The organism is Lysobacter arenosi (assembly GCF_016613475.2).
GTDB lineage: Bacteria > Pseudomonadota > Gammaproteobacteria > Xanthomonadales > Xanthomonadaceae > Lysobacter_J > Lysobacter_J arenosi.
On record NZ_CP071517.1, the window covers coordinates 2,294,757 to 2,318,524 of the forward strand.

Annotated in this window: 30 protein-coding genes; 13 read left to right on the plus strand and 17 right to left on the minus strand. The window is 67.0% G+C overall.

Annotated features, from left to right (window positions below):
* Positions 1–426: 426 nt before the first annotated feature.
* Positions 427–696: a hypothetical protein gene (locus HIV01_RS10755; RefSeq protein ID WP_200607002.1), complete on the plus strand. Its 270-nt coding sequence runs from the start codon at positions 427–429 to the stop codon at positions 694–696.
* Between the two features lie 90 nt (positions 697–786).
* Positions 787–1,470, plus strand: coding sequence for a M90 family metallopeptidase (locus HIV01_RS10760; protein WP_342367046.1), 684 nt, complete (start codon positions 787–789; stop codon positions 1,468–1,470).
* 3 nt (positions 1,471–1,473) lie between these two features.
* Here HIV01_RS10760 and HIV01_RS10765 read toward each other — a convergent pair whose 3' ends face one another.
* The 8 genes from HIV01_RS10765 to HIV01_RS10800 all read right to left on the minus strand — a co-directional run bounded on the left by HIV01_RS10765 (position 1,474) and on the right by HIV01_RS10800 (position 8,967).
* Positions 1,474–2,871 carry an ATP-binding protein gene (locus HIV01_RS10765; RefSeq protein WP_200607005.1) on the minus strand — a complete coding sequence of 466 codons (1,398 nt, stop codon included), beginning with the start codon at positions 2,869–2,871 and terminating at the stop codon, positions 1,474–1,476.
* A 160-nt stretch (positions 2,872–3,031) separates the two neighbouring features.
* Positions 3,032–3,715, minus strand: coding sequence for a response regulator transcription factor (locus tag HIV01_RS10770; protein WP_158733946.1), 684 nt, complete (start codon positions 3,713–3,715; stop codon positions 3,032–3,034).
* 64 nt (positions 3,716–3,779) lie between these two features.
* Entirely contained in the window at positions 3,780–4,163 is a 384-nt protein-coding gene (locus HIV01_RS18255) for a hypothetical protein (RefSeq protein WP_342367047.1), read from the minus strand.
* 19 nt (positions 4,164–4,182) lie between these two features.
* The gene (locus HIV01_RS10780) at positions 4,183–5,217 is read right to left on the minus strand and encodes an arginine deiminase-related protein (protein WP_245156779.1); all 1,035 of its coding nucleotides are present in this window, start codon (positions 5,215–5,217) and stop codon (positions 4,183–4,185) included.
* Positions 5,214–6,224: a tRNA dihydrouridine(20/20a) synthase DusA gene (gene dusA / locus HIV01_RS10785; protein ID WP_200607007.1), complete on the minus strand. Its 1,011-nt coding sequence runs from the start codon at positions 6,222–6,224 to the stop codon at positions 5,214–5,216. The genes HIV01_RS10780 and dusA overlap by 4 nt, the downstream gene beginning before the upstream one ends.
* Positions 6,225–6,297: 73 nt before the next feature.
* A complete protein-coding gene (locus HIV01_RS10790; protein ID WP_200607008.1) occupies positions 6,298–7,500 on the minus strand; it encodes an MFS transporter in 1,203 nt (400 codons plus the stop codon).
* A 77-nt stretch (positions 7,501–7,577) separates the two neighbouring features.
* A complete protein-coding gene (locus tag HIV01_RS10795) occupies positions 7,578–8,180 on the minus strand; it encodes an NADPH-dependent F420 reductase (RefSeq protein ID WP_200607009.1) in 603 nt (200 codons plus the stop codon).
* A gap of 22 nt (positions 8,181–8,202) precedes the next feature.
* The gene (locus HIV01_RS10800; RefSeq protein ID WP_200607010.1) at positions 8,203–8,967 is read right to left on the minus strand and encodes a 3-oxoacyl-ACP reductase family protein; all 765 of its coding nucleotides are present in this window, start codon (positions 8,965–8,967) and stop codon (positions 8,203–8,205) included.
* Positions 8,968–9,085: 118 nt separating this feature from the next.
* Between HIV01_RS10800 and HIV01_RS10805 the strand changes: the two genes are divergently transcribed.
* Positions 9,086–10,015, plus strand: coding sequence for a LysR family transcriptional regulator (locus tag HIV01_RS10805; RefSeq protein WP_200607011.1), 930 nt, complete (start codon positions 9,086–9,088; stop codon positions 10,013–10,015).
* 17 nt (positions 10,016–10,032) lie between these two features.
* On the opposite strand, the gene HIV01_RS10810 is transcribed toward HIV01_RS10805, so the two are convergent.
* The 7 genes from HIV01_RS10810 to HIV01_RS10840 form a co-directional block, all read right to left on the minus strand.
* Entirely contained in the window at positions 10,033–10,530 is a 498-nt protein-coding gene (locus HIV01_RS10810; RefSeq protein ID WP_200607012.1) for a GNAT family N-acetyltransferase, read from the minus strand.
* 32 nt (positions 10,531–10,562) lie between these two features.
* Positions 10,563–11,273 (minus strand): hypothetical protein, encoded by a 711-nt coding sequence (locus HIV01_RS10815; protein ID WP_200607013.1) that lies wholly within the window; start codon positions 11,271–11,273, stop codon positions 10,563–10,565.
* A gap of 197 nt (positions 11,274–11,470) precedes the next feature.
* The gene (locus tag HIV01_RS10820; protein ID WP_200607014.1) at positions 11,471–11,950 is read right to left on the minus strand and encodes a hypothetical protein; all 480 of its coding nucleotides are present in this window, start codon (positions 11,948–11,950) and stop codon (positions 11,471–11,473) included.
* A 134-nt stretch (positions 11,951–12,084) separates the two neighbouring features.
* Positions 12,085–12,801: an HAD family hydrolase gene (locus HIV01_RS10825; protein WP_200607015.1), complete on the minus strand. Its 717-nt coding sequence runs from the start codon at positions 12,799–12,801 to the stop codon at positions 12,085–12,087.
* Between the two features lie 85 nt (positions 12,802–12,886).
* Positions 12,887–13,261 carry an EF-hand domain-containing protein gene (locus HIV01_RS10830; RefSeq protein ID WP_200607016.1) on the minus strand — a complete coding sequence of 125 codons (375 nt, stop codon included), beginning with the start codon at positions 13,259–13,261 and terminating at the stop codon, positions 12,887–12,889.
* A 384-nt stretch (positions 13,262–13,645) separates the two neighbouring features.
* Positions 13,646–13,834 carry a CPXCG motif-containing cysteine-rich protein gene (locus HIV01_RS10835; protein WP_200607017.1) on the minus strand — a complete coding sequence of 63 codons (189 nt, stop codon included), beginning with the start codon at positions 13,832–13,834 and terminating at the stop codon, positions 13,646–13,648.
* Between the two features lie 44 nt (positions 13,835–13,878).
* A complete protein-coding gene (locus HIV01_RS10840; RefSeq protein WP_200607019.1) occupies positions 13,879–14,379 on the minus strand; it encodes a hypothetical protein in 501 nt (166 codons plus the stop codon).
* A gap of 215 nt (positions 14,380–14,594) precedes the next feature.
* Here HIV01_RS10840 and HIV01_RS10845 point away from each other — a divergent pair, with 215 nt between their 5' ends.
* Positions 14,595–15,092 carry a hypothetical protein gene (locus HIV01_RS10845; RefSeq protein ID WP_200607021.1) on the plus strand — a complete coding sequence of 166 codons (498 nt, stop codon included), beginning with the start codon at positions 14,595–14,597 and terminating at the stop codon, positions 15,090–15,092.
* A 4-nt stretch (positions 15,093–15,096) separates the two neighbouring features.
* Here HIV01_RS10845 and HIV01_RS10850 read toward each other — a convergent pair whose 3' ends face one another.
* Both HIV01_RS10850 and HIV01_RS10855 read right to left on the minus strand, forming a co-directional pair.
* Positions 15,097–15,882, minus strand: coding sequence for a lytic transglycosylase domain-containing protein (locus HIV01_RS10850; protein ID WP_425600277.1), 786 nt, complete (start codon positions 15,880–15,882; stop codon positions 15,097–15,099).
* Between the two features lie 73 nt (positions 15,883–15,955).
* Positions 15,956–17,377 (minus strand): aminotransferase-like domain-containing protein, encoded by a 1,422-nt coding sequence (locus tag HIV01_RS10855; RefSeq protein WP_200607025.1) that lies wholly within the window; start codon positions 17,375–17,377, stop codon positions 15,956–15,958.
* Positions 17,378–17,504: 127 nt separating this feature from the next.
* On the opposite strand from HIV01_RS10855, the gene HIV01_RS10860 reads away from it, so the two are divergent.
* From HIV01_RS10860 to HIV01_RS10900, 9 genes are all read left to right on the plus strand, one after another.
* The gene (locus HIV01_RS10860; RefSeq protein WP_200607026.1) at positions 17,505–17,840 is read left to right on the plus strand and encodes a hypothetical protein; all 336 of its coding nucleotides are present in this window, start codon (positions 17,505–17,507) and stop codon (positions 17,838–17,840) included.
* Between the two features lie 10 nt (positions 17,841–17,850).
* A complete protein-coding gene (locus tag HIV01_RS10865) occupies positions 17,851–18,057 on the plus strand; it encodes a twin transmembrane helix small protein (RefSeq protein WP_158733960.1) in 207 nt (68 codons plus the stop codon).
* Positions 18,058–18,232: 175 nt separating this feature from the next.
* Entirely contained in the window at positions 18,233–19,672 is a 1,440-nt protein-coding gene (ccoN, locus tag HIV01_RS10870) for a cytochrome-c oxidase, cbb3-type subunit I (RefSeq protein ID WP_200607027.1), read from the plus strand.
* Positions 19,673–19,679: 7 nt separating this feature from the next.
* Entirely contained in the window at positions 19,680–20,294 is a 615-nt protein-coding gene (gene ccoO / locus HIV01_RS10875; protein WP_200607028.1) for a cytochrome-c oxidase, cbb3-type subunit II, read from the plus strand.
* 1 nt (position 20,295) lies between these two features.
* On the plus strand, positions 20,296–20,439 hold the full coding sequence (locus HIV01_RS10880; protein WP_200607029.1) for a cbb3-type cytochrome oxidase subunit 3: 144 nt from the start codon (positions 20,296–20,298) through the stop codon (positions 20,437–20,439).
* On the plus strand, positions 20,436–21,368 hold the full coding sequence (gene ccoP / locus HIV01_RS10885; RefSeq protein ID WP_200607030.1) for a cytochrome-c oxidase, cbb3-type subunit III: 933 nt from the start codon (positions 20,436–20,438) through the stop codon (positions 21,366–21,368). Before HIV01_RS10880 ends, ccoP begins: the two co-directional genes overlap by 4 nt.
* A 4-nt stretch (positions 21,369–21,372) precedes the next feature.
* Positions 21,373–21,669, plus strand: coding sequence for a hypothetical protein (locus HIV01_RS10890; protein ID WP_158733965.1), 297 nt, complete (start codon positions 21,373–21,375; stop codon positions 21,667–21,669).
* A 14-nt stretch (positions 21,670–21,683) separates the two neighbouring features.
* A complete protein-coding gene (locus HIV01_RS10895) occupies positions 21,684–23,243 on the plus strand; it encodes a 4Fe-4S dicluster domain-containing protein (protein WP_200607031.1) in 1,560 nt (519 codons plus the stop codon).
* On the plus strand, positions 23,243–23,752 hold the full coding sequence (locus HIV01_RS10900) for a FixH family protein (RefSeq protein WP_200607032.1): 510 nt from the start codon (positions 23,243–23,245) through the stop codon (positions 23,750–23,752). The genes HIV01_RS10895 and HIV01_RS10900 overlap by 1 nt, the downstream gene beginning before the upstream one ends.
* Positions 23,753–23,768 lie beyond the last annotated feature (16 nt).

A 23,768-nucleotide genomic window follows, 5' to 3' on the forward strand; every position in this document is an offset into this window, starting at 1 on the left:
CTGAACCGATGCCATCGGCTCATGGCCGGCGCCGGCATATGGGGCCGTATCCGGGGATGCCGGTGTCGAAGGGGCCTGGCCTGGGCAGCCGCATGGGGGGGAAGCAGGCCGCTCCCGCCCCTTCGGCACTGGTGGTAGCGGTCGCAACGGGGACCGAATCGGCAGGACGACGCCCCGGCGCGCCGAGCGGTTGCAACCATCCGCCCCGGAGCCGCATCGATAGGAGAAGATAGCCATGCAGCATCGCCCGGGGCCTGCCCCGATGAAGGACCAGAGGCTGCATCCGTTTTCAGGGTAAGGACAGGGAGAGTTGCTGCAATGCACCACGGCATCGGCCGCCCAACGGCCAGGAAGACCCACCGTTTTCGCGCTATATTCCAGCATTGCCTGAAGCCCTTGGCTTCAAGCCCGTCCGAGGAATCCGTCATGTTCCGGATCTGCCTGTGCCTGCTGATCGTGGTCGCCAGCTCGACCTCGGCTGCGCGCGAGATCAAGCTCAGCTCCGCCAACAGCGGCAGCTGCCCGGAATCGATCGCGCTCGAGCGCGAAGCCGCACGCCCCGAAGCACGCGCCACCGCTGCACCTGCGCGCGAGACCAAGGCCAAGCCGGCCCTGCACAGCGACGCTGCCGGCAGCAGCAATTCCCGCATCCAGTCGCCGCGCTGGCACAGCTTCCTGCCGGGCATGTTCCGCTAAGCACAGCGCCCGCTCCACCCGCCCTTGCTGAGCCTGTTCCGACGCCTCTGGCGCGCCCCTGACACAGTCCCCGACGCGCTCTGGCTGGAAGTGCGCGCACGCGTTCCGTGGCTGTCCCGCCTCGATCCCGATCGCGAAGCGCGTCTGCGTGAACTCACCGCGCGCTTCCTCCATGAGAAGACCATCAGCCCGATCGGCGAGCTGGTGCTGGACGAGGTCCAGTGCTGCATGCTCGCCGCGCTGTGCTGCCTGCCGCTGATCGAGTTCGGCGCCGAAGGGCTGCGCGGCTGGTCGCAATTGATCGTCTACCCCGATGCCTTCCGCGTAAATCGCAGCCACATGGATGCCGCGGGCGTGCTGCACGAGTGGCAGGACGATCTGATCGGCGAAGCCTGGGAAGCCGGCCCGGTGATCCTGTCGTGGGCCGATGTCGCCGGCGATTGCGAAGACCCGCGCGCGGGATTCTGCGTGGCGGCGCACGAGATCGCGCACAAGATCGACGTGCTCGACGGCCTGCTCGATGGCACGCCGCCATTGCCGCGCCACTGGCAGCGCGAATGGGCGCGCGATTTCCAGGCTGCGTACGACGCTCTCGTCGCGCGCGTGGATGCCGGTGAGGAAACCGCCATCGACGGCTATGCGGCCGAAGCGCCGGAAGAGTTCTTCGCCGTCGCCACCGAGTACCACTTCAGCGATCCGCGATTGCTCGAAACGGAGATGCCGGAAGTGGCCGCGCACATGCGCAGGTTCTACGGGCCCTCGCCTTTCGCCTAGTGCCTACAGGCCCGGCGGCAGGACCACTTCGAAACGGGCGCCGCCCAGTTCCTGCGAACGGCTGACGTCGAGCGTGCCGCGGTAGCTGCGCACCACGTCCTGCACGGTCGCCAGGCCGATGCCGTGTCCTTGCACGCGCTCGTCGCCGCGCACGCCACGCTGCAGCACCAGGTCGATCTTGTCCTCGGGCACGCCCGGGCCGTCGTCGTCAACGGCGAGCAGCAGGCCGGGGCGACGGTTCGGCGCGATCTCGCCGCGCTTTGCGGTGAGCAGCACGCGCGTGTGCGCCCACTTGAAGGCGTTCTCGATCAGGTTGCCGAGCACTTCCTGCAGGTCGCCCGGTTCGCCGTAGAACTTCACGCCTTCCTCGATATCGAACTCGCACAGCACGCCCTTGGCCGCGTAGATCTTTTCCAGGCTGCGCACGATCTGGTCGGCATACGGCTCGATCTCGAGCGGCGCGGCGAACAGCATGTGGCCCGATCGCGCGGCGCGTGCCAGCTGGTACGACACCAGGTCGCTCATGCGTCGCACCTGGCTGTCGACTTCCTCGCGCAGTTCCTCGGCGGAGATCTCCTCCCCGGCGCGTGCACGCAACACCGCCAGCGGTGTCTTCAGGCTGTGGGCGAGGTCGGCCAGCGTGTTGCGCTGGCGGTCGAGGTTTTCGCGCTCGCTCTCGATGAAGGCATTGATGCTTTCGGTCAGCGGCTCGAGCTCGCGCGGGTGGCGTCCGCTCATGCGCGATGCGACGCCGCGCTGCACCTTCTTGAGTTCGTCGATCACGCGCCGCAGCGGGCGCAGGCTCCAGCGCAGCACCACGGCCTGCAGCAGCATCAGGATGAAACCGGCGCCGCCGAGATATCTCCATAGCGCCTGGCGGAACACGCTGACCTGGCGGCTCAGCGCGGTCGTGTCCTCGAGGATGTAGATGGTGTACGGGAACTCCGACTTGGCATCGCCGCCGGCGCTCCAGATCAGGCCGCGACCATAGCGGTAGGCCTCGCCGGGCTGGCCGTTGATCTCGGTGATCGGCAGCGGCCCTTCGAAGTCTTCCTGGTTGGCCTCCAGCATCTGCCCGGCCGGCAGGGACGGGCCCTGCGCCGAGGCCGAGTCCCAGTGCCCATTGGGCAGGATCACCTCGGCGTACAGGCCGCTGCCGGGCCGGTCCAGGCGCGGGTCGACTGTTTCGTAGGGCGGGATGAACTCGCCGTTGCGGGCGAACTCGCCGCCGGCGACGTAGGCCAGCGCCAGGCTGCGCAGGCGCTGGCGCATGTTGCTTTCGGCGGTTTCCAGGAAGGCGCGGTCGAGGGCGTAACCGGCCAGCGCCAGGAAGGCGATCAGGCCCAGGCTGGCGCCCAGCAGCTGCCGGGCCTGCAGCGAACGCGGTTGTCCCCAGCTCATGGCTGCGGACCCGGCGTCGGCGCGGGCGGGAAGGTGGCGATGGCGATCGTCGGCATGCGCCACAAGCGTACTAACGCTACCGCGCCTTGGCGATCACTCGCCGCGGCGCGGCGCGCCCCTGTCATCAGACGCCTGTCAGCGGTTGCGTGCGCGGGGCCGATCAGTCCCCGCTGCGCGCGATGGCGAAGCGGTAGCCGCGGCCGCGCACGGTCTCGATCGGCTTGAGCGCGCCGTCGGGATCGAGCTTCTTGCGCAGGCGACCGATGAAGACCTCCAGCACGTTGGAGTCGCGGTCGAAGTCCTGCTGGTAGATGTGCTCGGTGAGGTCGGCCTTCGAGACCAGCTCGCCGGCGTGCATCATCAGGTATTCGAGCACCTTGTATTCGTAGCTGGTGAGGTCGACGTTGCTGCCGGCGACGCTGACGGTCTGCGCGGCAAGGTCGAGCACGACCGGGCCGCACTCCAGGGTCGGCTTGCTCCAGCCAGCGGCGCGACGCACCAGGGCGTTGAGGCGCGCCAGCAGTTCCTCGATATGGAAGGGCTTGACCAGGTAGTCGTCGGCGCCCTGCTTGAGGCCTTCGACCTTGTCCTGCCAGCTCGAACGCGCCGTCAGGATCAGCACCGGGAATTTCTTGCCCTCGTCACGCAGCGCCTTGATCAGCTCCATGCCCGACATCTTGGGCAGGCCCAGATCGATGATGCCCAGGTCGAACGGTACTTCGCGACCCATGTAGAGGCCTTCCTCGCCATCCTGGGCGGCATCGACCGCGAAGCCTTCCCGCTTCAGGCGGGCTGCCAGGGTCTCGCGCAGCGGAGCTTCGTCTTCGACCAGCAGAATTCGCATGTGGACTCCAATGTCTGTCGTGTCTCGGCCGCATCCCCGGACGGGCTGGCCAGAGCGTGGCGGTTCAGTCGTCGTCGCGGCGTGTAGGTTCGTCACGGTCGCGGCCGCGGTCACGCTGCTGCGGGTCATCCATGTAGATCTTTACCCGACCGCTGGAATCGACCACCTTGACGCGATTCACATCGCGACCATCGTACGGCACTCGCTCCGCGCTCAGCACCTGCCCGCCGGTGCTGCGCTCGACCCGGCGTACCGAATCGGACAGTTCCCGGCGATCTGCGCTGCGATCGTGGCCCCGGTCCTGGCCACCACGGTCCTGGCCCTGACCACCACGGTCCTGGCCGCGACCGCCACCTTGACCGCGGTCCTGCGCCAACGCGTCGCCACCTCCAACCACGAGGGTGGCAAGCAGCAGCAAGGCGAAGGGTCGGCGGATCAACGTCATCATGCTCGGAGCGGAGACTTCACTAGGCAATATCGCACGATCGTGCGACCAGGGTGCATTCTCGGAACGATGCGGTGAATCCGGTCTGAACTTTTCCACCAGGCCATGGCCGGGATTCAGCCCCACCACCGTTGCCATTGGCTCTCAGAAGATTTCGCCGACGCAGCAGCGCAGCGATCCGCCGCCGGCTTCGATGGCATCCAGGCCGACACTGCGCAGACCGAAGCCCGCCGCGGCCCAGGGCTTCCCGATGGGGTCCGGTAAGAGCTGCGGCCGCCTGGGCGCTCATCCACACCGCGTCATCGGACAGGGCGATGGCATTGCCGGCGAAGGCGGCATGCTCTGCGGCGGACAGTTGCAGCGCGTGCGGCGCGTACAGATCGACGATGGCCTCGACCACCGCCGGATCGGCGAATCCGCCGGCGCATACCAGCGCCGCGCGCCCGGCCAGGATCGCGAGTACGACATTGGTGTGGTACTCGCCCGGGGCCAGGTCGAACATCAGGGTCGCGCGCAGACCGAGGGCTTCGTGCATCAATCGGGCGCCGGCTTCGTCGCAGCGCTCTGACAGCCCGCAGAAGCCGAGGCCGCGGGCGCGGTCGATGACCAGCGCACCGGTCAGTTCGCACGGGTGCGGCTGGGTCGACAGGTCGATCTCGGCGTAGTCGAGCACGCCACCGAAGAAGGCGCGGATGTCACCACGGTCGGCCTCGCGCTGGCGCACCGGGTGGCGCATGCGGCCGACGACGTAGCGGCCAGCGGCGGTGGCGAAGACGTTGTTGGGGAACAGTGCGTCGGGCGTGTCCGGGTCGCCGGCGAAGCACACCGTCGGCAGCACCTGCGACAGCGCTCGATGCAGCTCGCGGTGCTCGGCGCTGGCACCGGCCGCATCGAAGCCGGCGGCCTGTGCCATGTAGCGGTTGTCGGCGGCGGACTGCTCGGCGAGGCGGAAACCATCCGGAGCGACCAGGAAGGCGGCACGCGCGGTCGCCGGGCCGAAATCGGCGGGCGTGGCGCGGGCGGTCGCGAGGAACGCGCCGATGTCGCGGGTGATCATGCGGCTCCTGCCTGTTCGGCGGCGAATGATTCGGTCAACGCCAGCGCCTGCTCGATCAACGACCAGTCGGCGCCCGGCTTGTGCGCGCCCTCGCTGAGCACCTGGCGGAACGCACGGCCACCGCGCTCGCCGGCGAACAGCCCGAGAAGATGACGGGTGATGTGCTTGAGGTAGACCCCGCGCGCCAGCTGGTCCTCGATGTACGGCCGCATCGACCGCAACAGCTCGGCACGGCTGCGCACCTCGCCGCCGAACCAGGCGACGTCGAGCTGATGCAGCAGGTACGGATCGTGGTACGCGGCACGACCGAGCATCGCGCCATCGGTGTGTTCCAGATGCGCGGTGGCTTCGGCCTGGCTGGCGATACCGCCGTTGACGACGATCTGCAACTGCGGCCGCTCGCGCTTGAGCTGGTAGGCCCAGTCGTAGCGCAGCGGCGGCACTTCGCGGTTCTCCTTCGGCGACAGTCCTTTCAGCCAGGCATTGCGCGCATGGATGACGAACATGCGGCAACCGGCATCGGCGACCGTGTCGATGAAGGAAAGGAAGTGGTCCCAGTCGTGGTCGTCATCGACGCCGAGACGGCACTTCACCGTCACCGGCACGTCGCAACTTTCGACCATCGCCGCAACGCTGTCGGCGACCAGCCGCGGCTCGCGCATCAGGCAGGCGCCGAAGCGCCCGGCCTGGACGCGGTCGGACGGGCAACCGCAATTGAGGTTGACCTCGTCGAACCCCCACTCCGCCCCGATCTTCGCCGCCTGCGCCAGCAGCTCCGGCTCACTGCCGCCGAGCTGCAGCGCCACCGGGTGCTCGATCGGATCCATCGCCAGCAGCCGCGGCCGGTCGCCGTGGATCACGGCGTTGGCGTGCACCATCTCGGTGTAGAGCCGCGCATGCGGGGCCAGCAGGCGGTGGAACACGCGGCAATGGCTGTCGGTCCAGTCCATCATCGGGGCGACGGAAAGGCGCAGTTGCAGCGGCGGGATGGCGGGCGTGAGGGTCATTTGCCGGGCATTGTACGGCGGGGCGGCTGAGCGCCGGCTCAGCCTCCCGGCTCATCGTGCCGCGTCAGCTGGTTCAAGCGCTGTTGGTCGTCGGCCTGCCGTGTTGTGAGCGCTGAATGAGCAGCGCCGTCGCCATCGCCAGCGCACCGCCCACCCACATCGTCGCAACCACGCCAAGGTGGTCGACCGTGAGGCCACCGAGCAGAGCGCCGGCGCCGATCGCGGCCTGGGCGATGGAAACGAACAGGGCCGCCATGCTCTCGAGCCGGTCGGGCGCGGCACTGAACAACCAGGTCTGCATGGCGATCGGCAACATGCCAAAGCCCAGGCCCCATAACAGCACCCACGTCACTGCAGCGAACGCGTTGGCGCCTGTCAGTGCCAGCAACAGCACTGGCAGTCCGATCAACAGTGCGGTGGAAACCAGCGTCAATCGCACGTTGCGGCCCGCCGCCCAGCCACCGAGCAGATTTCCGCCGAAGCCGGCAAGGCCGTAACCGAGCAGGATCACGCTGAGTGACCGGGCATCGATGTGGGTGATCTGGTTGAGGAAAGGCGTGATGTAGGTGTAGGTCGCGAACTGTGCGATGAAGATGAGCACCGCCGCCAGCAGGCCCACCTGCGCGTTGCGTTGCCTGAGCACGGCGGGGATCTGCTTCAGCCCGTTGGTCGACTCCGCGCGAATCGACGGCAACCACATCGCCACGGCGGCAAGGACGATGAGCGCCATCGCGGAGGAGGCGGCAAAGGACCAGCGCCAGCCGATCAGTTCGCCTACCAGCGCTCCCGTCGGCACGCCCGCCACCGTGCCCAGCGATACACCCGAGAAGATGATCGACGTCGCGCGGATGCCTTCCGCACCGGGACGCAGGCGTGGACCCAGCGAGCCGCCGATGGTCCAGAAGCCACCCACTGCGACGCCCAGCAATACCCGACCGGCAAGCAGCACCGCGATGTGATTGGCCACTGCCACCAGCGCATTGGAGATCACCAGCAATCCGAGCAGGAAGACCAGCACGCGACTGCGATCGAACCGCCCGGTGAAGCCGATGGTCAATGGCGCGGCCAACGCCGCGAGGAAGCCGGGCAACGTGACCATCAGGCCAGCCTGGCCCTCGGTTATGCGGAGGTCGCGGGCGATCTGCGGCAACAGGCCGACCGGCAGGAATTCGGATGTGACCAGCGCGAACGCGCCGAAGGCCACGGCCAGCACGGCCGACCACGGAGCGGATGACGCAGCAACACTCGCCCCGACAGGGGAGACGGAAGCAGACATGGTGGTTCCAACAGGAATGCCGCGTGCAATCGCGACCGGGATGACCCGGTCGCGATGCAGGCGGACGTGGGAGAAGATCAGTCGAACTTGACGAGATTCAGCGCCGGCAGCGGGCCGCCAGGGAACTGGACGAGCGCGCCACCAACAGCCAGCGAACCCAGGTCGATGCCGAAGAAACCCAGTTGCTCGATCAGGCTTCCGACTTCGGACTTCGCACGCGCGTCGTCGCCGGAGTAGAACAGCACGCGTCGACCGCCTTCAGCCTGTGGGCTGCCTTCAACCAGCTGCGGTTGCAGGTGGTTGAAGGCCTTCACCACGCACGCACCCGGTACCAGCTGTGCGAACACGTCGCTCGAGGTGCGCCCGCCCAGGTCGACGGGCTTGAACAGCGGCGCCTCGATCGGGTTGTTGGCGTCGATGACGATGCGTCCGTTCCAGTCTGGCAGTCCGGCCAGCGCGGCGGGCAGCTTCGACCAGCTCACCGCGACCAGCACGATGTCCTGTGCGGCGGCCTCCTCGCGCGTGCCTGCGCGGATGGTTCCGCCCAGCGTCGGCAGCAGCGCTGCCAGCGACGCGGGACCGCGACTGTTGGCGATGACCGCCTTGATGTCGTGCTGGGCAAGGGCGCGGGCGAACGCCGCGCCGATGTTGCCCGCACCGATGATGCCTATGCTTTTCATGGTGATGTCCTCGTGCCGGCGATCAGGAAGTGAAACCGCCATCGGCAACCACGTCGGCGCCGGTGACGAAAGACGCACCCGGGCTGGCGAGGAACGCGACGACGTTGGCGACTTCATCCGGCTGGCCATAACGGCCGATCGCCATGCCCGGGCCAACCAGCTTGGCGACTTCGCCATTGGCCGGATTCATGTCGGTGTCGGTCGGGCCGGGATGCACGGTGTTCACGGTGATGCCGCGCGGACCGAGGTCACGGGCCAGGCTGCGGTTGAAGCCCGCGACTGCGCCCTTGGTCAGGGTGTACAGCGAAGCGCCGGCGAACGAGGCGTAACGCGTCATCGAGCTGCCGATGTGGATGACGCGTCCGCCCTCGCGCATGTGCTGCACGGCTTCCTGCGTGGCGACGAAGACGCCGGTGACGTTGACGGCGACCATGCGCTGGTAGTCCTCGAATGCGATCTGGTCGACCGGCCCGCCACCGATGGCGATGCCTGCGTTGTTGACGAGGATGTCGAGGCCGCCGTAGCTGCCGACCACCTTTGCGATGGCGGTGCGCACGGCATCCGGGTCGCCGGCATCGGCCAGCAGCGGAAGCGCCGCGCCGCCGGCGGCTTCGATGGCGCGCGCCGTCTGCTCGGCCGCCTGCGGCGAGCCGGCATAGGTGAAGGCGACCTTGGCGCCGTCAGCGGCCAGGCGCTTGGCGATGGCTGCGCCGATCGAGCGCGAACCACCGGTGACGAGGGCGACCTTGCCGAGAAGGGGGAGATGGGTCTGGCTGGGGGTATTCATGTGAAGTGCTCCAAAGAGGGGAAGGGCATTGCGTGGGGCGAACAATGCGCGCCCGACTACCCATCAGGTAGACGGCAATGGTTAGAATCACTTTCAAGTCCCACTTGAAGCGAACTCCGTGGAAACCCTTGCCAACCTGGAGTCCTTCGTCCGCAGCGCCGAGCTGGGCAGCTTCTCGGCGGCGGCCCGTCAGCTGGGCCTGACTCCGGCCGCGGTCAGCCGCAACGTGGCCTTGCTGGAGAAGAATCTCGGCACGCGCCTGTTCCACCGCAGTACGCGCAAGCTGACCCTCACCGAGTCCGGCGAGCGGTTCGCGCTGGGGGTTCGTGAGCATCTGGACGGACTGCAATCAGCGATATCCGACGCGGCCAGTGAGCGCGGCGAACCGGTCGGCGTGCTCAAGGTGAGCGTCGCACTGGCCTTCGGCATGGAGTACCTGCTGCCACTGCTGCCGGACTTCATGCAGCGCTACCCGCAGGTGCGCATCGACTGGCAATTCGACAATCGCCAGGTGGACCTGATTGCCGAAGGTTTCGATGCCGCCATCGGCGGTGGTTTCGAACTGTCGCAGGGTGTGGTCGCACGCACGCTCGCGCCTGCGCACATCATCGCGGTGGCATCGCCGGCGTACATGAAAGGACGGCGCAAGCCGGCAACACCGGAAGACCTTGCCGACCTGGACGGCATCGTGATGCGCTCGGCGAGCAGCGGCCGCATCCGCCAATGGTCGCTGCGCAACGCCGCGGGCGCCGTGCAGCAGGCACCGTTGCGCCATCACCTGGTGCTCAATGACCCTGCGGCAATGACGCGCGCAGCCGTGCTCGGCCTGGGCGTGGCGATGATCGCCGTGCCCGATGCGCTGCCCTACCTCGACAGCGGCGCACTCGTCCGCCTGGTGCCGAAGTGGTACGCCGATGCGGGCCCGATCTCGCTGTACTACGCCAGCCGAACCCTGATGCCGGCGAAGACGCGAGCCTTCGTCGATTACTTGGTGGATGCATTCCAGCAACGCCGGCTGGCCGAGCGCTTCGCCGGTAGCCTGGGATAGCCGCACGCGCGAACCGCCTACACCTGCGAAGTTCCGCCGGGCTCCCACACCATGTACACATCCGCCCGCACGTAGTGCGAGCCCGGTCGCGGTGCCGGGTAATGGCGGAAGCCGACGCTTTCGTACAGCGCCAGCGCCGGAGCGAGCTTGCTGCTCGACTCGAGGAACAGCTCTTGGCCGCCGCGTGCCTGGAAGGCCTTGATCGCGCCCTGCATCAGCAGGCGGCCGACGCCGGCGCCGCGCATCTCCGGCGTGACGACCATCTTCGTCAGCTCGTACACGCCTTCGGATTCGCGCTTGAGCGCGACGGTGCCGACGGCGCGGTCGTCCGCATCGACTGCGAACAGGACGTGGCCGCCGCCAGCGAGGATGTGGGTCTCGGGGTCGCCCAGCACTTCACGGTCGATGGGTTCGACCGTGAACCAGCGCTCCAGCCATTCAATGTTTAGTCGGGCGAAGTCTTCGCGCCAGCGCGCTGCGTAATCGACGATGCGGATCGGGGATGGCTCGCTCATGCACCAATGATAGTGCGGTGCGTGGCGACGAATCAGTGCTTGTCGTTACCCTTGTCGTTGCTCTTGCCCTTGCCGTTGTCCTTGGCGCCCTGGCTCTTGCCTTGGCTCTGTCCCTGGCTTTGACCCTGACTCTTGCCCTGGCTCTGGCTCTTGCCCTGCCCCTGGCTCGCACCCTTGGACTTGCCATTGCCCACCGACGCCTGCGCCGGCTGAGCCTTGCCCGACTTGCCCTGCGCACCCTTGCCGCGGCCCGGGAAGTCACGCTCGAGATCGGAATCGATGGTGATCGTGCGACCCCAGCGATCGTAGCTGGGCACGAAGCCCTTCTTCAGGCGATGGAACTCCGCCGAACCGGGCTTGATGCCAAGGCCCTGCGCCACGTTGCCCCAACCCTGGCCATGGTCGCGTTCCCAGATGTCGACGACATAGCGACAGGGGCGGCCGATGATCGATGCCAGCGAACAGGCGAGATAGACATCGCCCGGCGCCCAGCGTCGATCGACCAGCAGGTTGGTCACCAGATCACGCGGAGCGCCGTAGTAGCGCACCATCTCGTCGACGAACGGGTCGCGGTAGCGGCTGCCGTAACGGTTCACGTCTCCCGCCCAGGTGTCGATCCAGACGTCGCCGCTGCGCGGGTTCCAACCATAGGTGTAGTCCTGGGCCGAAGCGGCCCCGGCCCCGGACATGCCAACCAGGGCGACGAACAAGCCTGCGAATCGGGACTTCCAGGGGGAAGACATGGCGGTGTGCTCTCATCTGCGGATGGCGGCAATGCTGGGGGCGCGGCGGTGAATCGGTTCTGAAACCGCGCCGCCGGCCCGAAAGCTGTTGGCCCGGCATTTATACGAGTTTCCGGCGCGTGACGTCAGGGGTGGCCCCGGGGGCCACATACGGCAACGGCACCGATTCGGTGCCGTTGGCGGGTGTAGCGCGACGATCAATCGTCGTCGTGATGACGGTAACGGCGGTCGTCGCGGTAGCGGTCGTCCTCGTAGCGGACGTAACGGTTGCCGTCGTAGCGGCGGTCGTAACGGTCGCGGTCGGAGTAGTACCGGACTTGGTCATGGCGATGGTCGTAGCGGCCATCGTAGTAGTGCGTCGTGCATTTGCCGTGCTTGTTGCACTTGCCGTTGTTGTAGTAGCCGTAGGCGTTGCCGTAAGGCGGACCGGAGCGATAGACGCGACGGTAGTACCTCGGGCGACCGTAGTCGTGGACCACGATCAGGCGGTCGCGGTAACCGCGGTCGTAGCGGGAATAGGGATAACCGCCGTGGTAGATCACGTCGGCGACATCCACCACCACGCGAACCCAGTCGTCGCCATCGCCGGCACGTGCCGGCGTGGGCGCCATCGCGACCGTACCCAGTCCGGCGGCCAGCACCACGGTAGCCATCCAGCGGGATAGGACGGTAGCCATCTTGATTCTCCTTGTTGCCCACCCCCCGGCGGGCACGACATCAAGATGAGGCGGCGCGGGTGAACCGGTTTTTAATGAAACCGGTCCGGTCAGGGAACACTTAACTGGCGTTGGGGTTGGCGCGCGCCCGGCGGTCAGCCCGTCGCCGCCAGCTGCCTGACCATCGCCGGCAGCTGCGCGGCATGCTCGACGCGGCGCAGGCGCGGGGCGTCATCGGCCACGTCGGCTTCGTTCTCGTGGACCCAGTTCGTGTGATACGGCACGTGGATGCCCCAGCCGCCCAGTTCCAGCACCGGGGCGATGTCCGAGCGCAGGGAGTTGCCGACCATGACGAAGCGCTCGGCAGGCAGGCCGAATTCCTCGAGCAGGCGCGCGTAGGTGGCGGTGTCCTTCTCGCTGACGATCTCGATGCGACGGAACAGATCGGCGAATCCGCACTGCTTCACTTTGGCTTCCTGGTGGAACAGGTCGCCCTTGGTGATCAGCACGACGTCGAACTCGGCGGCGATGGCCTCGACCGCTTCGCGGATACCGGGCAGCAATTCCACCGGATGGCGCAGCAGGTCCTTGCCGAGGGTGACGACGCGATGCAGGTCGTGGGCACTGATGCGCGAGCCGGTGATGTCGACGGCGGCCTCGATCATCGACAGCACCATGCCTTTGACGCCGTAGCCGAACAGGGCGATGTTGCCCTTCTCCACTTCGTAGAGGCGTTCGTGCACGCGGGCGTCGTGCAGATCGACATAGGCGCCGACGATGCGCTCGAAATCGAGCTGGGCCTGGTCGAAGTAGTCCTGGCTGCGCCAGAGGGTGTCGTCGGCGTCGAAGCCGATCAGCTGGATGTCACTCATGTGCGCATTATCCGTCATGCCGGCGCACATAAAGAACAAGGGCGGCCGAAGCCGCCCTTGCTGGGGGAGAGAGCAACGCTGGCGCTTAGCCGCCGCTGGCGCTCTTGCCCGGGGCCGACTGCACCTTGGCGACGTACGCCTTGTACTCGTCGGTGGTCAGCGCGCCGTCGGCGTTGGCGTCGGCCTTGTCGAACACCTGGCCCAGCGCCGGCACGGTGGCCGCTTCGGTCTTGCTCAGGGCGCCGTCCTTGTTCGAATCGACATCGGCCCAGCTCTTCTTCTGCGGCGCTGCGGTCGGTGCAGCGGCAGCCGGGGCAGCCGAGCCAGCCGGTTCGGCCTGTGCAGCCGCGGCATCCTGGGTCGGCGCCGGAGACGCCGACTGTGCGAAGGCGAGCGGTGCGGACAGGGCAGCGACGAGGGCGGCGGCGGCGAGCAGCGGCTTGCGGGAATGGATGGTCATGCGTGTCTCCTGAAGTGGGCGGCCGTGAAGACCTGATCTCTGCGCGGAGGGGCAACGTTGCCCCCGACGTGCCGCACGACCCCACCTTGCCGGCGCACGCATGAACGCTTCTGCGGCGGCGATCGTTAAACCAGCGTTTTTTTAACCACGTTGCGGGCGAATGCCGTTAACGCGACCCCGCTTAAGTGACCGGTTTTGCGAATGAATGTGACGGGGCCCGAAGTTTCTGCGCCCCAGAGCCTGTCCAGGTGGCTGAACACAACACAACCTTCACCAACGGTGGCGTCAACCGGCGGGATTGGATCAAGTTCGACGGCAAGCAACGCAACGTCGAGACGAGAAACTGAAAACGGTACAGCCGTGCTCAGCTGTTCACGGCTGACGTCAGGCTTCGTCCTCACCGCGGACATCGGCGTAGGGCACGCCCTCTTCGTCGAACTCGACGATCACGGTGATCGGGCGGCAGCAGACCTGGCAGTCCTCGATGTAGTTCTGCGACCCGGCCGAGTCATCGATCACCAGGGTGATGATTTCGCCGCAGTACGGGCATTGCACGTCGACGGTGGGAAGCATGGCTTGGGCTCCCGCGTGACAGGGGCCGCAGCCCCTTCCACGTTTCAGGGTTTGGGCAGCGGCTGATCCGGCGCCGGCACCAGCTCGATGTCGACCGGCTCGCCGGGGTTGTGGCTGCGGATATGGAACTGCGAAGCATCGATCGCGATGATCTCGGTCGGATAGCTGATGCCTTCCTCCACCATCACCAGCGCGCCCTTCTCGTACGTCCAGCGGCCGTGCATCGGCGTGCCGTTGGGTGAATCGATGACCAGCGTGCCGTCGGACAGGAACGTGTAGGTCGTGCCGGCTTCCACCTTGCCCGATGGCTTGACCTTCCAGACCTTGTCGACGAACGCCGAGGGCAATGCCGCCGTCGCTGCCGGCGACAGAGACGCATCTTCCGAAGGCAGTGGTGCGTCGGTCGAACTTGCCGGCTGTGCCGAGGTGTCGGCGGTGACTTGCGGTGCTGGCGCCGGCGTCGGCGTCGGTTCGGGCGTCGGCGCCTGCGCCTTGCACGCGGCAAGCGCGAGCGTGGTTGCGACAAGCAGTGCCGTCGTGCGCATGGAAGCCATCTGTCTGTCTCTCGTGGTTGCAGATGCGTGGCACCTTAGCACCGTCGTCGGCGCCGTCGTCAGCATTGCAGTCGCTTCCGCCACGCTCATCACGCGCCACTAACCTTGGCACGGCAAAGCTGGCGACCACAGCTGCGAGATGGGCGTCGGTCCGGCCACGCAAGCCTGGCGCGCGCTCCCGTGACCTTCCGGGAGGGAGGGAGACAATGAAGATCCGCCATGTATTCAGCACGCCCGATCTGGACACCGCACAGGCGGTGATGGACACCGCGCGCAGCGCCGGCGTCGGCAACGACGACATCCTGCTGGTGGCGCGCTCGGACATCGAACTGGAAGACGTGCCGAACGAACTCAAGGAAGCCGATACCGACCTGATTCCAGCCGCGCTACGCGGTGCCGGTTATGGCGGTGCCGCAGGACTGCTCGCCGGTCTTGCCGCCGTGGTGCTGACGCCGATCGGACTCACCCTGGCCGGCGCCGCCGCGGCGACCGTGGCAGGCGCAGCGGTGGGTTGCTGGGCGTCGGCGCTGGTGGGTTCGTCGATACCCGACCCGATACGGCGCAAGTTCGACGCCGAGATCCAGGCCGGACGCATCCTGGTCGTGCTCGATGGCAAGAAGGAATTCCTCGACCCGCTCGAACCGACACTGATTGCCGCCGGCGCAACGCCATTGCCCTACGAGTCGACCAAGGCAATGGCCTGAGCCTTTACGGCACGGCTGCGGAAGCAGGCCGTGCCGCAATCGGCTTCTTCGGGCCCAACGCAGTGCGATAACGCTCGTGCAGCACCTGCACCTTGGCGACGTACGCCTGCGTTTCGGCATAAGGAGGCACGCCGCCGTAGCGGGTCACCGCGCCGATGCCCGCGTTGTAGGCCGCGGCAACCAGGGTGAGGTCGTCGTGGTAGCGGCGCGTGAGCACGCGCAGATGGCGTGCACCGGCATCGATCGACTGCGCTGACGAAAACGGATCGACCACGCCGTACTCGCGACTGGTCGCCGGCATCAGCTGCATCACACCCTGCGCGCCCTTGGACGAAACGGCATTGGCATCGAAGCCGCTTTCGGCGTGGGCGATCGCGCGCAGCCAGGCCTCGTCGACACCGGTCGCGCGCGCGGCCGCGCGAAACTGCTTCGGATAACGGTCGATCTGCGCAGGCCCCACTTCGCCCAGGCCCACGTGCGCGGGCTCACCCGGCGGCGCCGGCACCGTGAACGCCAGCACCTTCACCGAGCCGGGCAGCTTGCGCGTGCCGTAGACGATCTTGCCGTCCTGCTCGCGCTGGTAAAGCGTGCCACTGACGGCGCCGCTGCGGCCCCACAGGTTGGGCAGCGTGGCGGCGTTGTCGTCGATCTCGCGCGCCTTGCAACGTGAACCGGGCTCCGGCGCGGTCGAGAGGCTGACCGTGCCATCGCGCACGCAGCGGTAGACCTTGCGCGCCTGCGCTGGCGTTGCCACCGACAGCACCAGCGCTGCCAGCACGGCGATCACCATGGGTTGGAACCGGCTCATCCGGCGGATTCTAGGCAGGCCACCTATAGGGGAGATGAAGCCCGGGCGGCTTTGGCTATCCCTGCGAGGCCTGAACGGCCATGGCACCCAACTGCTGCATTGCCGCTTCTGCGCGCGCATCGAGCGGGTGGCCGAAGTTGAGCCGCAGGCAATGGCCGAAACCGCGACGCGCGGAAAAGATCGGTCCCGGCGCGATGCTGATGCCATTGCGAACCGCCTGCCGCTGCAACGCCAGCGCATCGCTGCCGTCGGGAAGCTCGATCCAGGCGAAGTAACCACCCAGCGGTCGCGTGACGCGCGTGCCCGCCGGGAAGTGGCGGGCGACGGCGGCGATGTACTGCTCCTGTTGCTCGGCGAGTGTGGAACGCAGGCGGCGCAGGTGGCGGTCGTAGCTGCCGCGCTGCAGGTATCGCGCGATCGCCAGCTGCGCCGGCACGTTGGTGTTGAGCGTGGTGGTGAGCTTGTTGCGCGCGATCGCCTGGCGGAAGCGTCCGGCCGCGACCCAGCCGATTCGATAACCGGGTGCGAGGCACTTGGAAAACGACGAGCAGTGCATCACCAGTCCGTCGCGGTCGAAGGCCTTGGCCGGCAGCAGTCGCTTCGGACCGAAGTGCAACTCGGCGTAGACATCGTCCTCGATCAGCGGGATGGCGTGTTCGGCGAGCAGTGCGACCAGTTCGCGCTTGCCTGCTTCCGGCACGGTCGCGCCGAGCGGGTTGTGGAAGGTGGGCATGAGCCAGCACGCACGCGGTGAATGCCGGCGGATCGCCACTTCCAGCGCGGCCAGGTCGATGCCGTCGCGCGGATGGGTCGGTACTTCTATCGCGCGCAGGCCGTTGCGCTCGAGCGTCTGCAGGACGGCGTAGAAGCAGGGCGATTCCACCAGCACCGCGTCACCGGGCGTCGTCACCGCGGCAATGCTCAGCGTCAAGGCTTCCATCGCGCCGTTGGTGATGACGATCTCGTCGGCGGCGACGTCGATGCCGTCGATCAGGTAACGCTGGCTGATCTGGCGGCGCAGTTCGCCCAGGCCGGGGGTGAGGTCGTCGACCGTGCTCCACGGGTCGAGCTCGACCGCGGTCGCGGCGACGGCGCGCCCGAGTTTCGGCAACGGGAACAGCAGCGGACTGGGAAATGCCGAACCGAACGGCACCACCTCGCGGTCCATCGCCGACTGCAGGACTTCGAAGACCAGTTCGCTGACGTCCACGCTGCTGGAGTCACCGTCCGGGCGGGAGGCGATTTCCGGTTCCGGCGGCAACAGCCGCGGCCGTGACGCGACGTAGTAGCCCGAGCGGGCGCGCGACTCGACCAGGCCCCGGGCCTCGAGCAGGTAGTAGGCCTGGAACACCGTGGCCGGGCTGAGCTTGCGCGCGGCGCAGGTCTGCCGCACCGACGGCAGGCGCTCGCCGGGGCGGAAGACCCCGGCCTGGATGGAGTGGGCGAGTTCGTCGGCGAGGGCCTGATAGCGCTTCATGGGCGGGCGAGCCGACCGCAGTCATCTGGATTCATCTGATATGGTTTTTTTCACCATTTCTGATTCTATGCCGACTGATACCGTCCGCCTAGACTGCGCGCATTCCCCACCATGAGCCCGACCCGCCATGTCCGCGGACGTGCAGCTGCACCTTGCCCTGATCCTGTTCGCCCCCTGGTTCGCCATCCTGTCGGTCCTGTACTGGCTGTACCCACGCCAGCCGCGTGGGCCGATGCGAACCCTGACCGATTCGGTCGCACTGCTGGTGGCCACCGCCGCGGCGATGGCCGGCATGTACTGGGGCATGTGGCATGCCGACCCGGGCTTCGGCCCGATGTGGAAGCAGGTCCTGGCGACCTCGCTCGCCTACGGCCTCTACCTGGGCGTCATGACCGCGGCCCTGCTCCTGCGCCGCGCCTGGTTCTCGCGCCTGCGTGCCCGCCAACTCCCGGCATCCCCATAAGGCCCGCCCCATGAAAACCCTGCTGGTCGTCGCCTTCCTCGGCCTGATCGTCTACAACCTCGGCGCCGCCCTCTATTACATGCTGGTCGATCGCGGGCAGAGCAAGCGCGCGGTCAATGCCCTGACCTGGCGGATCGGTTTGTCGATCGCGCTCATCGGCATGGTTGCCGCAGGAATCGCCAGCGGCGTCATCCAGCCGCACGGCGTGGGCACATGACCGTCACGAAATGAAACAGTCTTCACGCGCCCAGCACTAGGCTCGACAGCGCTGCGCGCAATGGGGAAACACGCCCACCCGCACTGCCTGGACGCGACTTGATCCAGGTCAAACGCGCCAGGAACGCGCATTCATAGAATGCGCCCGATCCGCCCGAGCGGAGGGGAATTCACTCATGCAAGCATCAGCAGAAACCTATAACGACAAGATCGTGCGCCAGTTCGCCGCGGTGACGGTGCTCTGGGGCATCGTCGGCATGGCGGTCGGCGTACTCATTGCCGCCCAGCTGTACTGGCCGGCGCTGAACTTCGACACCGCCTGGCTGAGCTACGGTCGCCTGCGCCCGTTGCACACCAACGCGGTGATCTTCGCCTTCGGTGGCTCGGCGCTGTTCGCCACCAGCTACTACATCGTGCAGCGCACCTGTCACGTGCGCCTGTTCTCCGACAAGCTTGCCGCCTTCACCTTCTGGGGCTGGCAGGCGGTGATCGTCGCGGCGGCCATCACCCTGCCCATGGGCCTGACCCAGGGCAAGGAGTACGCCGAACTGGAATGGCCGATCGACCTGCTGATCACCGCGGTCTGGGTCGCCTACGGGGTCGTGTTCTTCGGCACGATCGTCAAGCGAAGGGTCCGCCACATCTACGTGGCCAACTGGTTCTTCGGCGCCTACATCATCACGATCGCCCTGCTCCACATCGTCAACAACATGGCGATCCCGGTCAGCATGGGCAAGTCGTATTCGATGTACTCCGGCGCGGTCGATGCGATGGCGCAATGGTGGTACGGGCACAACGCCGTCGGCTTCTTCCTGACCGCCGCGTTCCTGGGAATGATGTATTACTTCGTGCCCAAGCAGGCCGGGCGGCCGGTGTACTCCTACCGGCTGTCGATCGTGCACTTCTGGGCGCTGATCGCCATCTACATGTGGGCCGGCCCGCACCATCTGCAGTACACCGCGCTGCCGGACTGGGCGCAGTCGCTGGGCATGGTGTTCTCGATCGTGCTGCTGGCACCGAGCTGGGGCGGCGCGATCAACGGCATCATGACGCTGTCGGGTGCATGGGACAAACTGCGGACCGATCCGATCCTCAAGTTCCTGATCGTCGCGATCTCGTTCTACATGATCGCAACGTTCGAGGGGCCGATGATGTCGATCAAGACGGTCAACTCGCTCTCGCACTACACCGACTGGACCGTCGGCCATGTCCACGCCGGCGCACTTGGCTGGGTGGCGATGATCTCGATCGGCTCGCTCTATTCGCTGCTGCCGCGCCTGCTGGGACAGAAGGAAATGTTCTCGGTCAAGGCCATCGACCTGCACTTCTGGCTGCACACCGTCGGCGTGCTGCTCTATATCGCCTCGATGTGGATCGCCGGCGTGATGCAGGGCCTGATGTGGCGTGCCACCAACCCCGACGGCACGCTGACCTACAGCTTCGTGGAGGCACTCAACGCGACCTACCCCTACTACCTGGGCCGACTGGCCGGTGGCCTGGTGGTACTGGCCGGCATGTTCCTCATGGCCTGGAACGTGATCCGCACCTGGCAACAGGCCGGCGATCTCGTCCCGACTCCGGTATTGCCGCCGGACACTGCCAGCGCCCACGCCTGAGGTCGACATGAGTCATTCACACGAGAAAGTCGAAACCAATGTCGGCCTGATGGCGGTGCTGATCGCCGTGGCCGTTTCCTTCGGCGGCCTGGCCGAGATCGTGCCGCTGATGTTCCAGGCCGAAGCGATCAAGCCGCTGCCGGGCGTCAAGCCCTACCCCGCCCTGCAACTGGCTGGCCGCGACGTCTACGTCCGCGAGGGTTGCTACAACTGCCATTCGCAGATGGTGCGCACGCTGCGCTTCGAGACCGAGCGTTACGGCCACTACTCGCTGGCCGGCGAGTCGGTCTACGACCACCCGTTCCAGTGGGGCAGCAAGCGCACCGGTCCCGACCTGGCCCGCGTCGGCGGCCGCTACTCCGACGACTGGCACCGCGTGCATCTGTTGAATCCGCGTGACGTGGTGCCGGAGTCGAACATGCCCAGCTTCCCGTGGCTTGCCGAGAACCGCATCGACGGCGCGGACGTCGAGCGCCGCATGCGCGCGCTCAAGCGCATCGGCGACCCGTACACCAACGAGGACATTGCCGGCGCCCAGGCGGCGGTCAACGGCAAGACCGAACTCGAAGCCGTGGTTGCCTACCTGCAGGGCCTGGGCAAGCACGCACCGAGGGGAGGCTGACATGGTGTCCGGAATCGTGACCGCGGTGCTGCTGGTGCTGTTCGTCGCCGGCTGGATCTGGGCCTGGAGCCCCCGGCGCAGGCAGGAATTCGACGCGGCAGCACGCCTGCCGCTGGATGAGAAAGGCAAGGAGACACGGCAATGAGCGCGGCTTGGTCGTGGTACGTGATTGCAATCGTCGTGCTCAACATCCTGGGCTGCGTGTGGCTGCTGTGGTGGACGGGCAAGCGCAAGCCCGGCGACCCGGGACCGACCGAGACCAGCCACTACTGGGACGGCGACATCACCGAGTACAACAAGCCGATGCCGCGGTGGTGGATCAACATGTTCTACCTCACCATCGTCTTCGCCATCGGTTATCTCATCTACTACCCGGGCCTGGGCGCGTTCGCCGGCGTCAGCAAGTGGACCTCGGCCGGTGAACAGGCCGCCGACAAGGCCCGCGATGACGCCAAGCTCGAGCAGACCTTCGCGCCGTATGCGGGCAAGTCGATCGACGTGATCGCACGCGACCCCAGGGCGGTGGCGCTGGGCCGTTCGATCTTCAGCAACACCTGCGCGACCTGCCATGGCTCGTCGGCACGCGGCGCGATCGGCTACCCGAACCTCAGTGACGACATCTGGCACTGGGGCGGCTCGCCCGATCGCATCCTGCAGACCGTCCTGGACGGGCGCGAAGGCGTGATGCCCGAATGGGGCAAGGTGCTGACCGGCATGGGTGGCGACAACGCCGTCGACTACGTCATAGCCTACGTGCGCACCCTGTCGGACCCGGACAGCATGCAGAACAACTACATGGCCGCACAGGGCAAGGGCCTCTACAACGGCGTGTGCGTGGCCTGCCACGGCGTCGACGGCAAGGGCAACCAGGAACTGGGCGCGCCCGACCTGACCGACGACTACTGGATGTACGGCAACAGCACCGAAAGCATGCGCCAGACCATCAGCAGCGGCCGCCACGGCACCATGCCGGCGCACCGGCCGATCATCGGCGAGACTCGCGCACGCCTGGTCGCCGCCTATGTCTGGTCGCTTTCGCACTCCGGCAAACCGGCCACGACCGCGACGCGGTGACGCGATGCCCGACTACACCGCCCCGCGTTTCGATCATCCGCCCCGACCGCTGGCACAGCGGCTCGGGGCGATCCTGTGGCCGAGTTTCTTCTCGGCCGCGGTGATGACGATGGTGTTCTTCGCCTTCGTCGACCCGCTGGCGCTGCGCGACATGACCTTCCCCGATCTGCCCCTGACACGCACGCTCGGCTACAGCATCGCCTTCTTCATGTTCTGGCTGGCCACTGCTGCCTCCAGTGCGTTCACCTGGATCCTGCTTCGCCCTGCCAGTCGCTACAACCGGCCATTGCCGCCGGAGTGATCGAGTAATTCGCAATGACCAAGAAGATCCCACTCGACCTGCTGGATGACGGCAGCGCGCTGTACGTGAGCGAGCGCAAGATCTATCCGCGCGACGTCGACGGCCGCTTCCAGACCTGGCGCAAGATCGCGGTGGTGGCGCTGCTGGGCATGTTCTACGTCTTCCCGTGGCTGCGCTGGGACGGCCGCCAGGCAGTGCTCTTCGACCTGCCCGCGCGCAAGTTCTACGTGTTCGGGCTGAACTTCTGGCCGCAGGATTTCGTGTTCCTGGCGATGCTGCTGGTGATCGCCGGCCTCGCCCTGTTCTTCTTCACCGCCCTCGCCGGCCGCCTGTGGTGCGGCTATGCCTGCCCGCAGACGGTGTGGACCGAGGTCTTCCTGTGGATGGAACAGTGGACCGAGGGCGACCGCAACGCGCGGATGAAGCTCGATGCCGGTCCGTGGAACCGCAACAAGGTCCTGCGCAAGGGCAGCAAGCACGCGCTGTGGCTGGTGTTCGCGCTGTGGACCGGTTTCACCTTCGTCGGCTTCTTCACCCCGATCACCGACCTGGCCGCGCGCACGCCACTGGTCGGCAGCGCGCCGGGCTGGGGCAACTGGGAGCTGTTCTGGGTGCTGTTCTACGCATTGGCCACCTGGGGCAATGCCGGTTTCCTGCGCGAGCAGGTGTGCAAGTACATGTGCCCGTACGCGCGCTTCCAGAGCGCGATGTTCGACCGCAACACGCTGATCATCGCCTACGACCCGATGCGCGGCGAACCGCGCGGCCCGCGCAAGCGCGGCATGAAGGGCGCGGCCGAGCGCCGTGGCCTGCTCGATCCGGCCACCGCCTATGACTACGTGTTGCGGGCCGCGCATTACGTCGTCGGTTCGGTGGTCGCGCCCGGCACGACCGCCGTCACCGACTCCGGCATCAAGGTCGCACCGCTGCCGAAGTTCGCGCCGGAGGAACTGGGCGACTGCATCGACTGCACGATCTGCGTGCAGGTCTGCCCGACCGGCATCGACATCCGCAACGGCCTGCAATACGAGTGCATCGCCTGCGGCGCCTGCATCGACGCCTGCGACGATGTCATGGACAAGATGGGCTACCCGAAGGGGCTGATCCGCTATTCCACGCAGAACGCGATCGACGGCAAGCCCACGCGCGTGCTGCGTCCGCGCGTGTTCGTCTACGGCCTGCTGCTGCTCGCGCTGTGCGCGGCGTGGGCATGGGGCGTTGGCCACCGCAGCCCGCTGATCGCCGAAGTGCTGCGTGACCGCAATGCGCTTTACCGCGAGACCGGCGACGGCCGGATCGAGAATGGCTACACGCTCAAGCTGGTCAACAAGGACGTCAAGGCGCACCAGTTCCGCCTGACGCTGCAGGCGCCGTCCGGGATCACCCTGATCGGCAGCGGCACGACCGCGGGCACGCAGCTCATCGACGCTCCCGCCGAGCAGGTGCTCAACCTGCCGCTGACCCTGTCTTCGCCAAACGATGTACGCGGCAAGCAGGAGATCGTCTTCAAGGTGCAGCGCATCGATGGCGCCGCCCAGGCCGACGTTCCCTCCACCTTCTTCGGGCCGATGTGATGGAACGCACCCGTCCGTTGCGCATGCCGGTCATGTGGCTGGTCGTCGGCCTGCCGATCCTGTCGATCGTTGCCGGCGTCGGGCTGCTCGTGGTGGCCTTGCGCAGTGGCAGCACCGATGCGGTGATCGACACGGTCCAGCGCACGGCGCAGATCCAGACCACCGAACTGGGTCCGGATGCGCGCGCGAAGGCGTTGCAGCTGTCGGCCGTCCTGCGCGTGGGCAAGGACATGATCGAGCTGTTGCCGGTCGGCGGCGGTTTCGGCGACGGCAACGTTCGCCGCGACGAACCGCTGACGCTCATCCTTTCCCACCCCAGCGAAGCGGCGCAGGATCGCACCGTCACCCTGGCGCCGAGCGAACTGGGCTGGCGCGCCAACATCGAAGCCTCGCCCGACCACGACTGGCTGCTGCAGCTCACACCGGCCGATCGCAGCTGGCGCCTTCGTGGCCGGCTGCCCGCAGGACAGCGTGCCGCGCATCTGGCGCCGGCGCTGGCGGACGATTGACCACGGCGACGCGCCA

Bases quoted from the DNA above. Each gene is read 5' to 3' on its own strand.
- HIV01_RS10755 (WP_200607002.1), top strand. From the start codon at position 427: ATGTTCCGGATCTGCCTGTGCCTGCTGATCGTGGTCGCCAGCTCGACC.
- HIV01_RS10765 (WP_200607005.1), bottom strand. From the start codon at position 2,871: ATGAGCTGGGGACAACCGCGTTCGCTGCAGGCCCGGCAGCTGCTGGGC.
- HIV01_RS10770 (WP_158733946.1), bottom strand. From the start codon at position 3,715: ATGCGAATTCTGCTGGTCGAAGACGAAGCTCCGCTGCGCGAGACCCTG.
- HIV01_RS18255 (WP_342367047.1), bottom strand. From the start codon at position 4,163: ATGATGACGTTGATCCGCCGACCCTTCGCCTTGCTGCTGCTTGCCACC.
- HIV01_RS10780 (WP_245156779.1), bottom strand. From the start codon at position 5,217: ATGATCACCCGCGACATCGGCGCGTTCCTCGCGACCGCCCGCGCCACG.
- dusA (WP_200607007.1), bottom strand. From the start codon at position 6,224: ATGACCCTCACGCCCGCCATCCCGCCGCTGCAACTGCGCCTTTCCGTC.
- HIV01_RS10790 (WP_200607008.1), bottom strand. From the start codon at position 7,500: ATGTCTGCTTCCGTCTCCCCTGTCGGGGCGAGTGTTGCTGCGTCATCC.
- HIV01_RS10795 (WP_200607009.1), bottom strand. From the start codon at position 8,180: ATGAAAAGCATAGGCATCATCGGTGCGGGCAACATCGGCGCGGCGTTC.
- HIV01_RS10800 (WP_200607010.1), bottom strand. From the start codon at position 8,967: ATGAATACCCCCAGCCAGACCCATCTCCCCCTTCTCGGCAAGGTCGCC.
- HIV01_RS10810 (WP_200607012.1), bottom strand. From the start codon at position 10,530: ATGAGCGAGCCATCCCCGATCCGCATCGTCGATTACGCAGCGCGCTGG.
- HIV01_RS10815 (WP_200607013.1), bottom strand. From the start codon at position 11,273: ATGTCTTCCCCCTGGAAGTCCCGATTCGCAGGCTTGTTCGTCGCCCTG.
- HIV01_RS10820 (WP_200607014.1), bottom strand. From the start codon at position 11,950: ATGGCTACCGTCCTATCCCGCTGGATGGCTACCGTGGTGCTGGCCGCC.
- HIV01_RS10825 (WP_200607015.1), bottom strand. From the start codon at position 12,801: ATGAGTGACATCCAGCTGATCGGCTTCGACGCCGACGACACCCTCTGG.
- HIV01_RS10830 (WP_200607016.1), bottom strand. From the start codon at position 13,261: ATGACCATCCATTCCCGCAAGCCGCTGCTCGCCGCCGCCGCCCTCGTC.
- HIV01_RS10835 (WP_200607017.1), bottom strand. From the start codon at position 13,834: ATGCTTCCCACCGTCGACGTGCAATGCCCGTACTGCGGCGAAATCATC.
- HIV01_RS10840 (WP_200607019.1), bottom strand. From the start codon at position 14,379: ATGCGCACGACGGCACTGCTTGTCGCAACCACGCTCGCGCTTGCCGCG.
- HIV01_RS10845 (WP_200607021.1), top strand. From the start codon at position 14,595: ATGAAGATCCGCCATGTATTCAGCACGCCCGATCTGGACACCGCACAG.
- HIV01_RS10850 (WP_425600277.1), bottom strand. From the start codon at position 15,882: ATGGTGATCGCCGTGCTGGCAGCGCTGGTGCTGTCGGTGGCAACGCCA.
- HIV01_RS10855 (WP_200607025.1), bottom strand. From the start codon at position 17,377: ATGAAGCGCTATCAGGCCCTCGCCGACGAACTCGCCCACTCCATCCAG.
- HIV01_RS10860 (WP_200607026.1), top strand. From the start codon at position 17,505: ATGTCCGCGGACGTGCAGCTGCACCTTGCCCTGATCCTGTTCGCCCCC.
- HIV01_RS10865 (WP_158733960.1), top strand. From the start codon at position 17,851: ATGAAAACCCTGCTGGTCGTCGCCTTCCTCGGCCTGATCGTCTACAAC.
- ccoN (WP_200607027.1), top strand. From the start codon at position 18,233: ATGCAAGCATCAGCAGAAACCTATAACGACAAGATCGTGCGCCAGTTC.
- ccoO (WP_200607028.1), top strand. From the start codon at position 19,680: ATGAGTCATTCACACGAGAAAGTCGAAACCAATGTCGGCCTGATGGCG.
- HIV01_RS10880 (WP_200607029.1), top strand. From the start codon at position 20,296: ATGGTGTCCGGAATCGTGACCGCGGTGCTGCTGGTGCTGTTCGTCGCC.
- ccoP (WP_200607030.1), top strand. From the start codon at position 20,436: ATGAGCGCGGCTTGGTCGTGGTACGTGATTGCAATCGTCGTGCTCAAC.
- HIV01_RS10890 (WP_158733965.1), top strand. From the start codon at position 21,373: ATGCCCGACTACACCGCCCCGCGTTTCGATCATCCGCCCCGACCGCTG.
- HIV01_RS10895 (WP_200607031.1), top strand. From the start codon at position 21,684: ATGACCAAGAAGATCCCACTCGACCTGCTGGATGACGGCAGCGCGCTG.
- HIV01_RS10900 (WP_200607032.1), top strand. From the start codon at position 23,243: ATGGAACGCACCCGTCCGTTGCGCATGCCGGTCATGTGGCTGGTCGTC.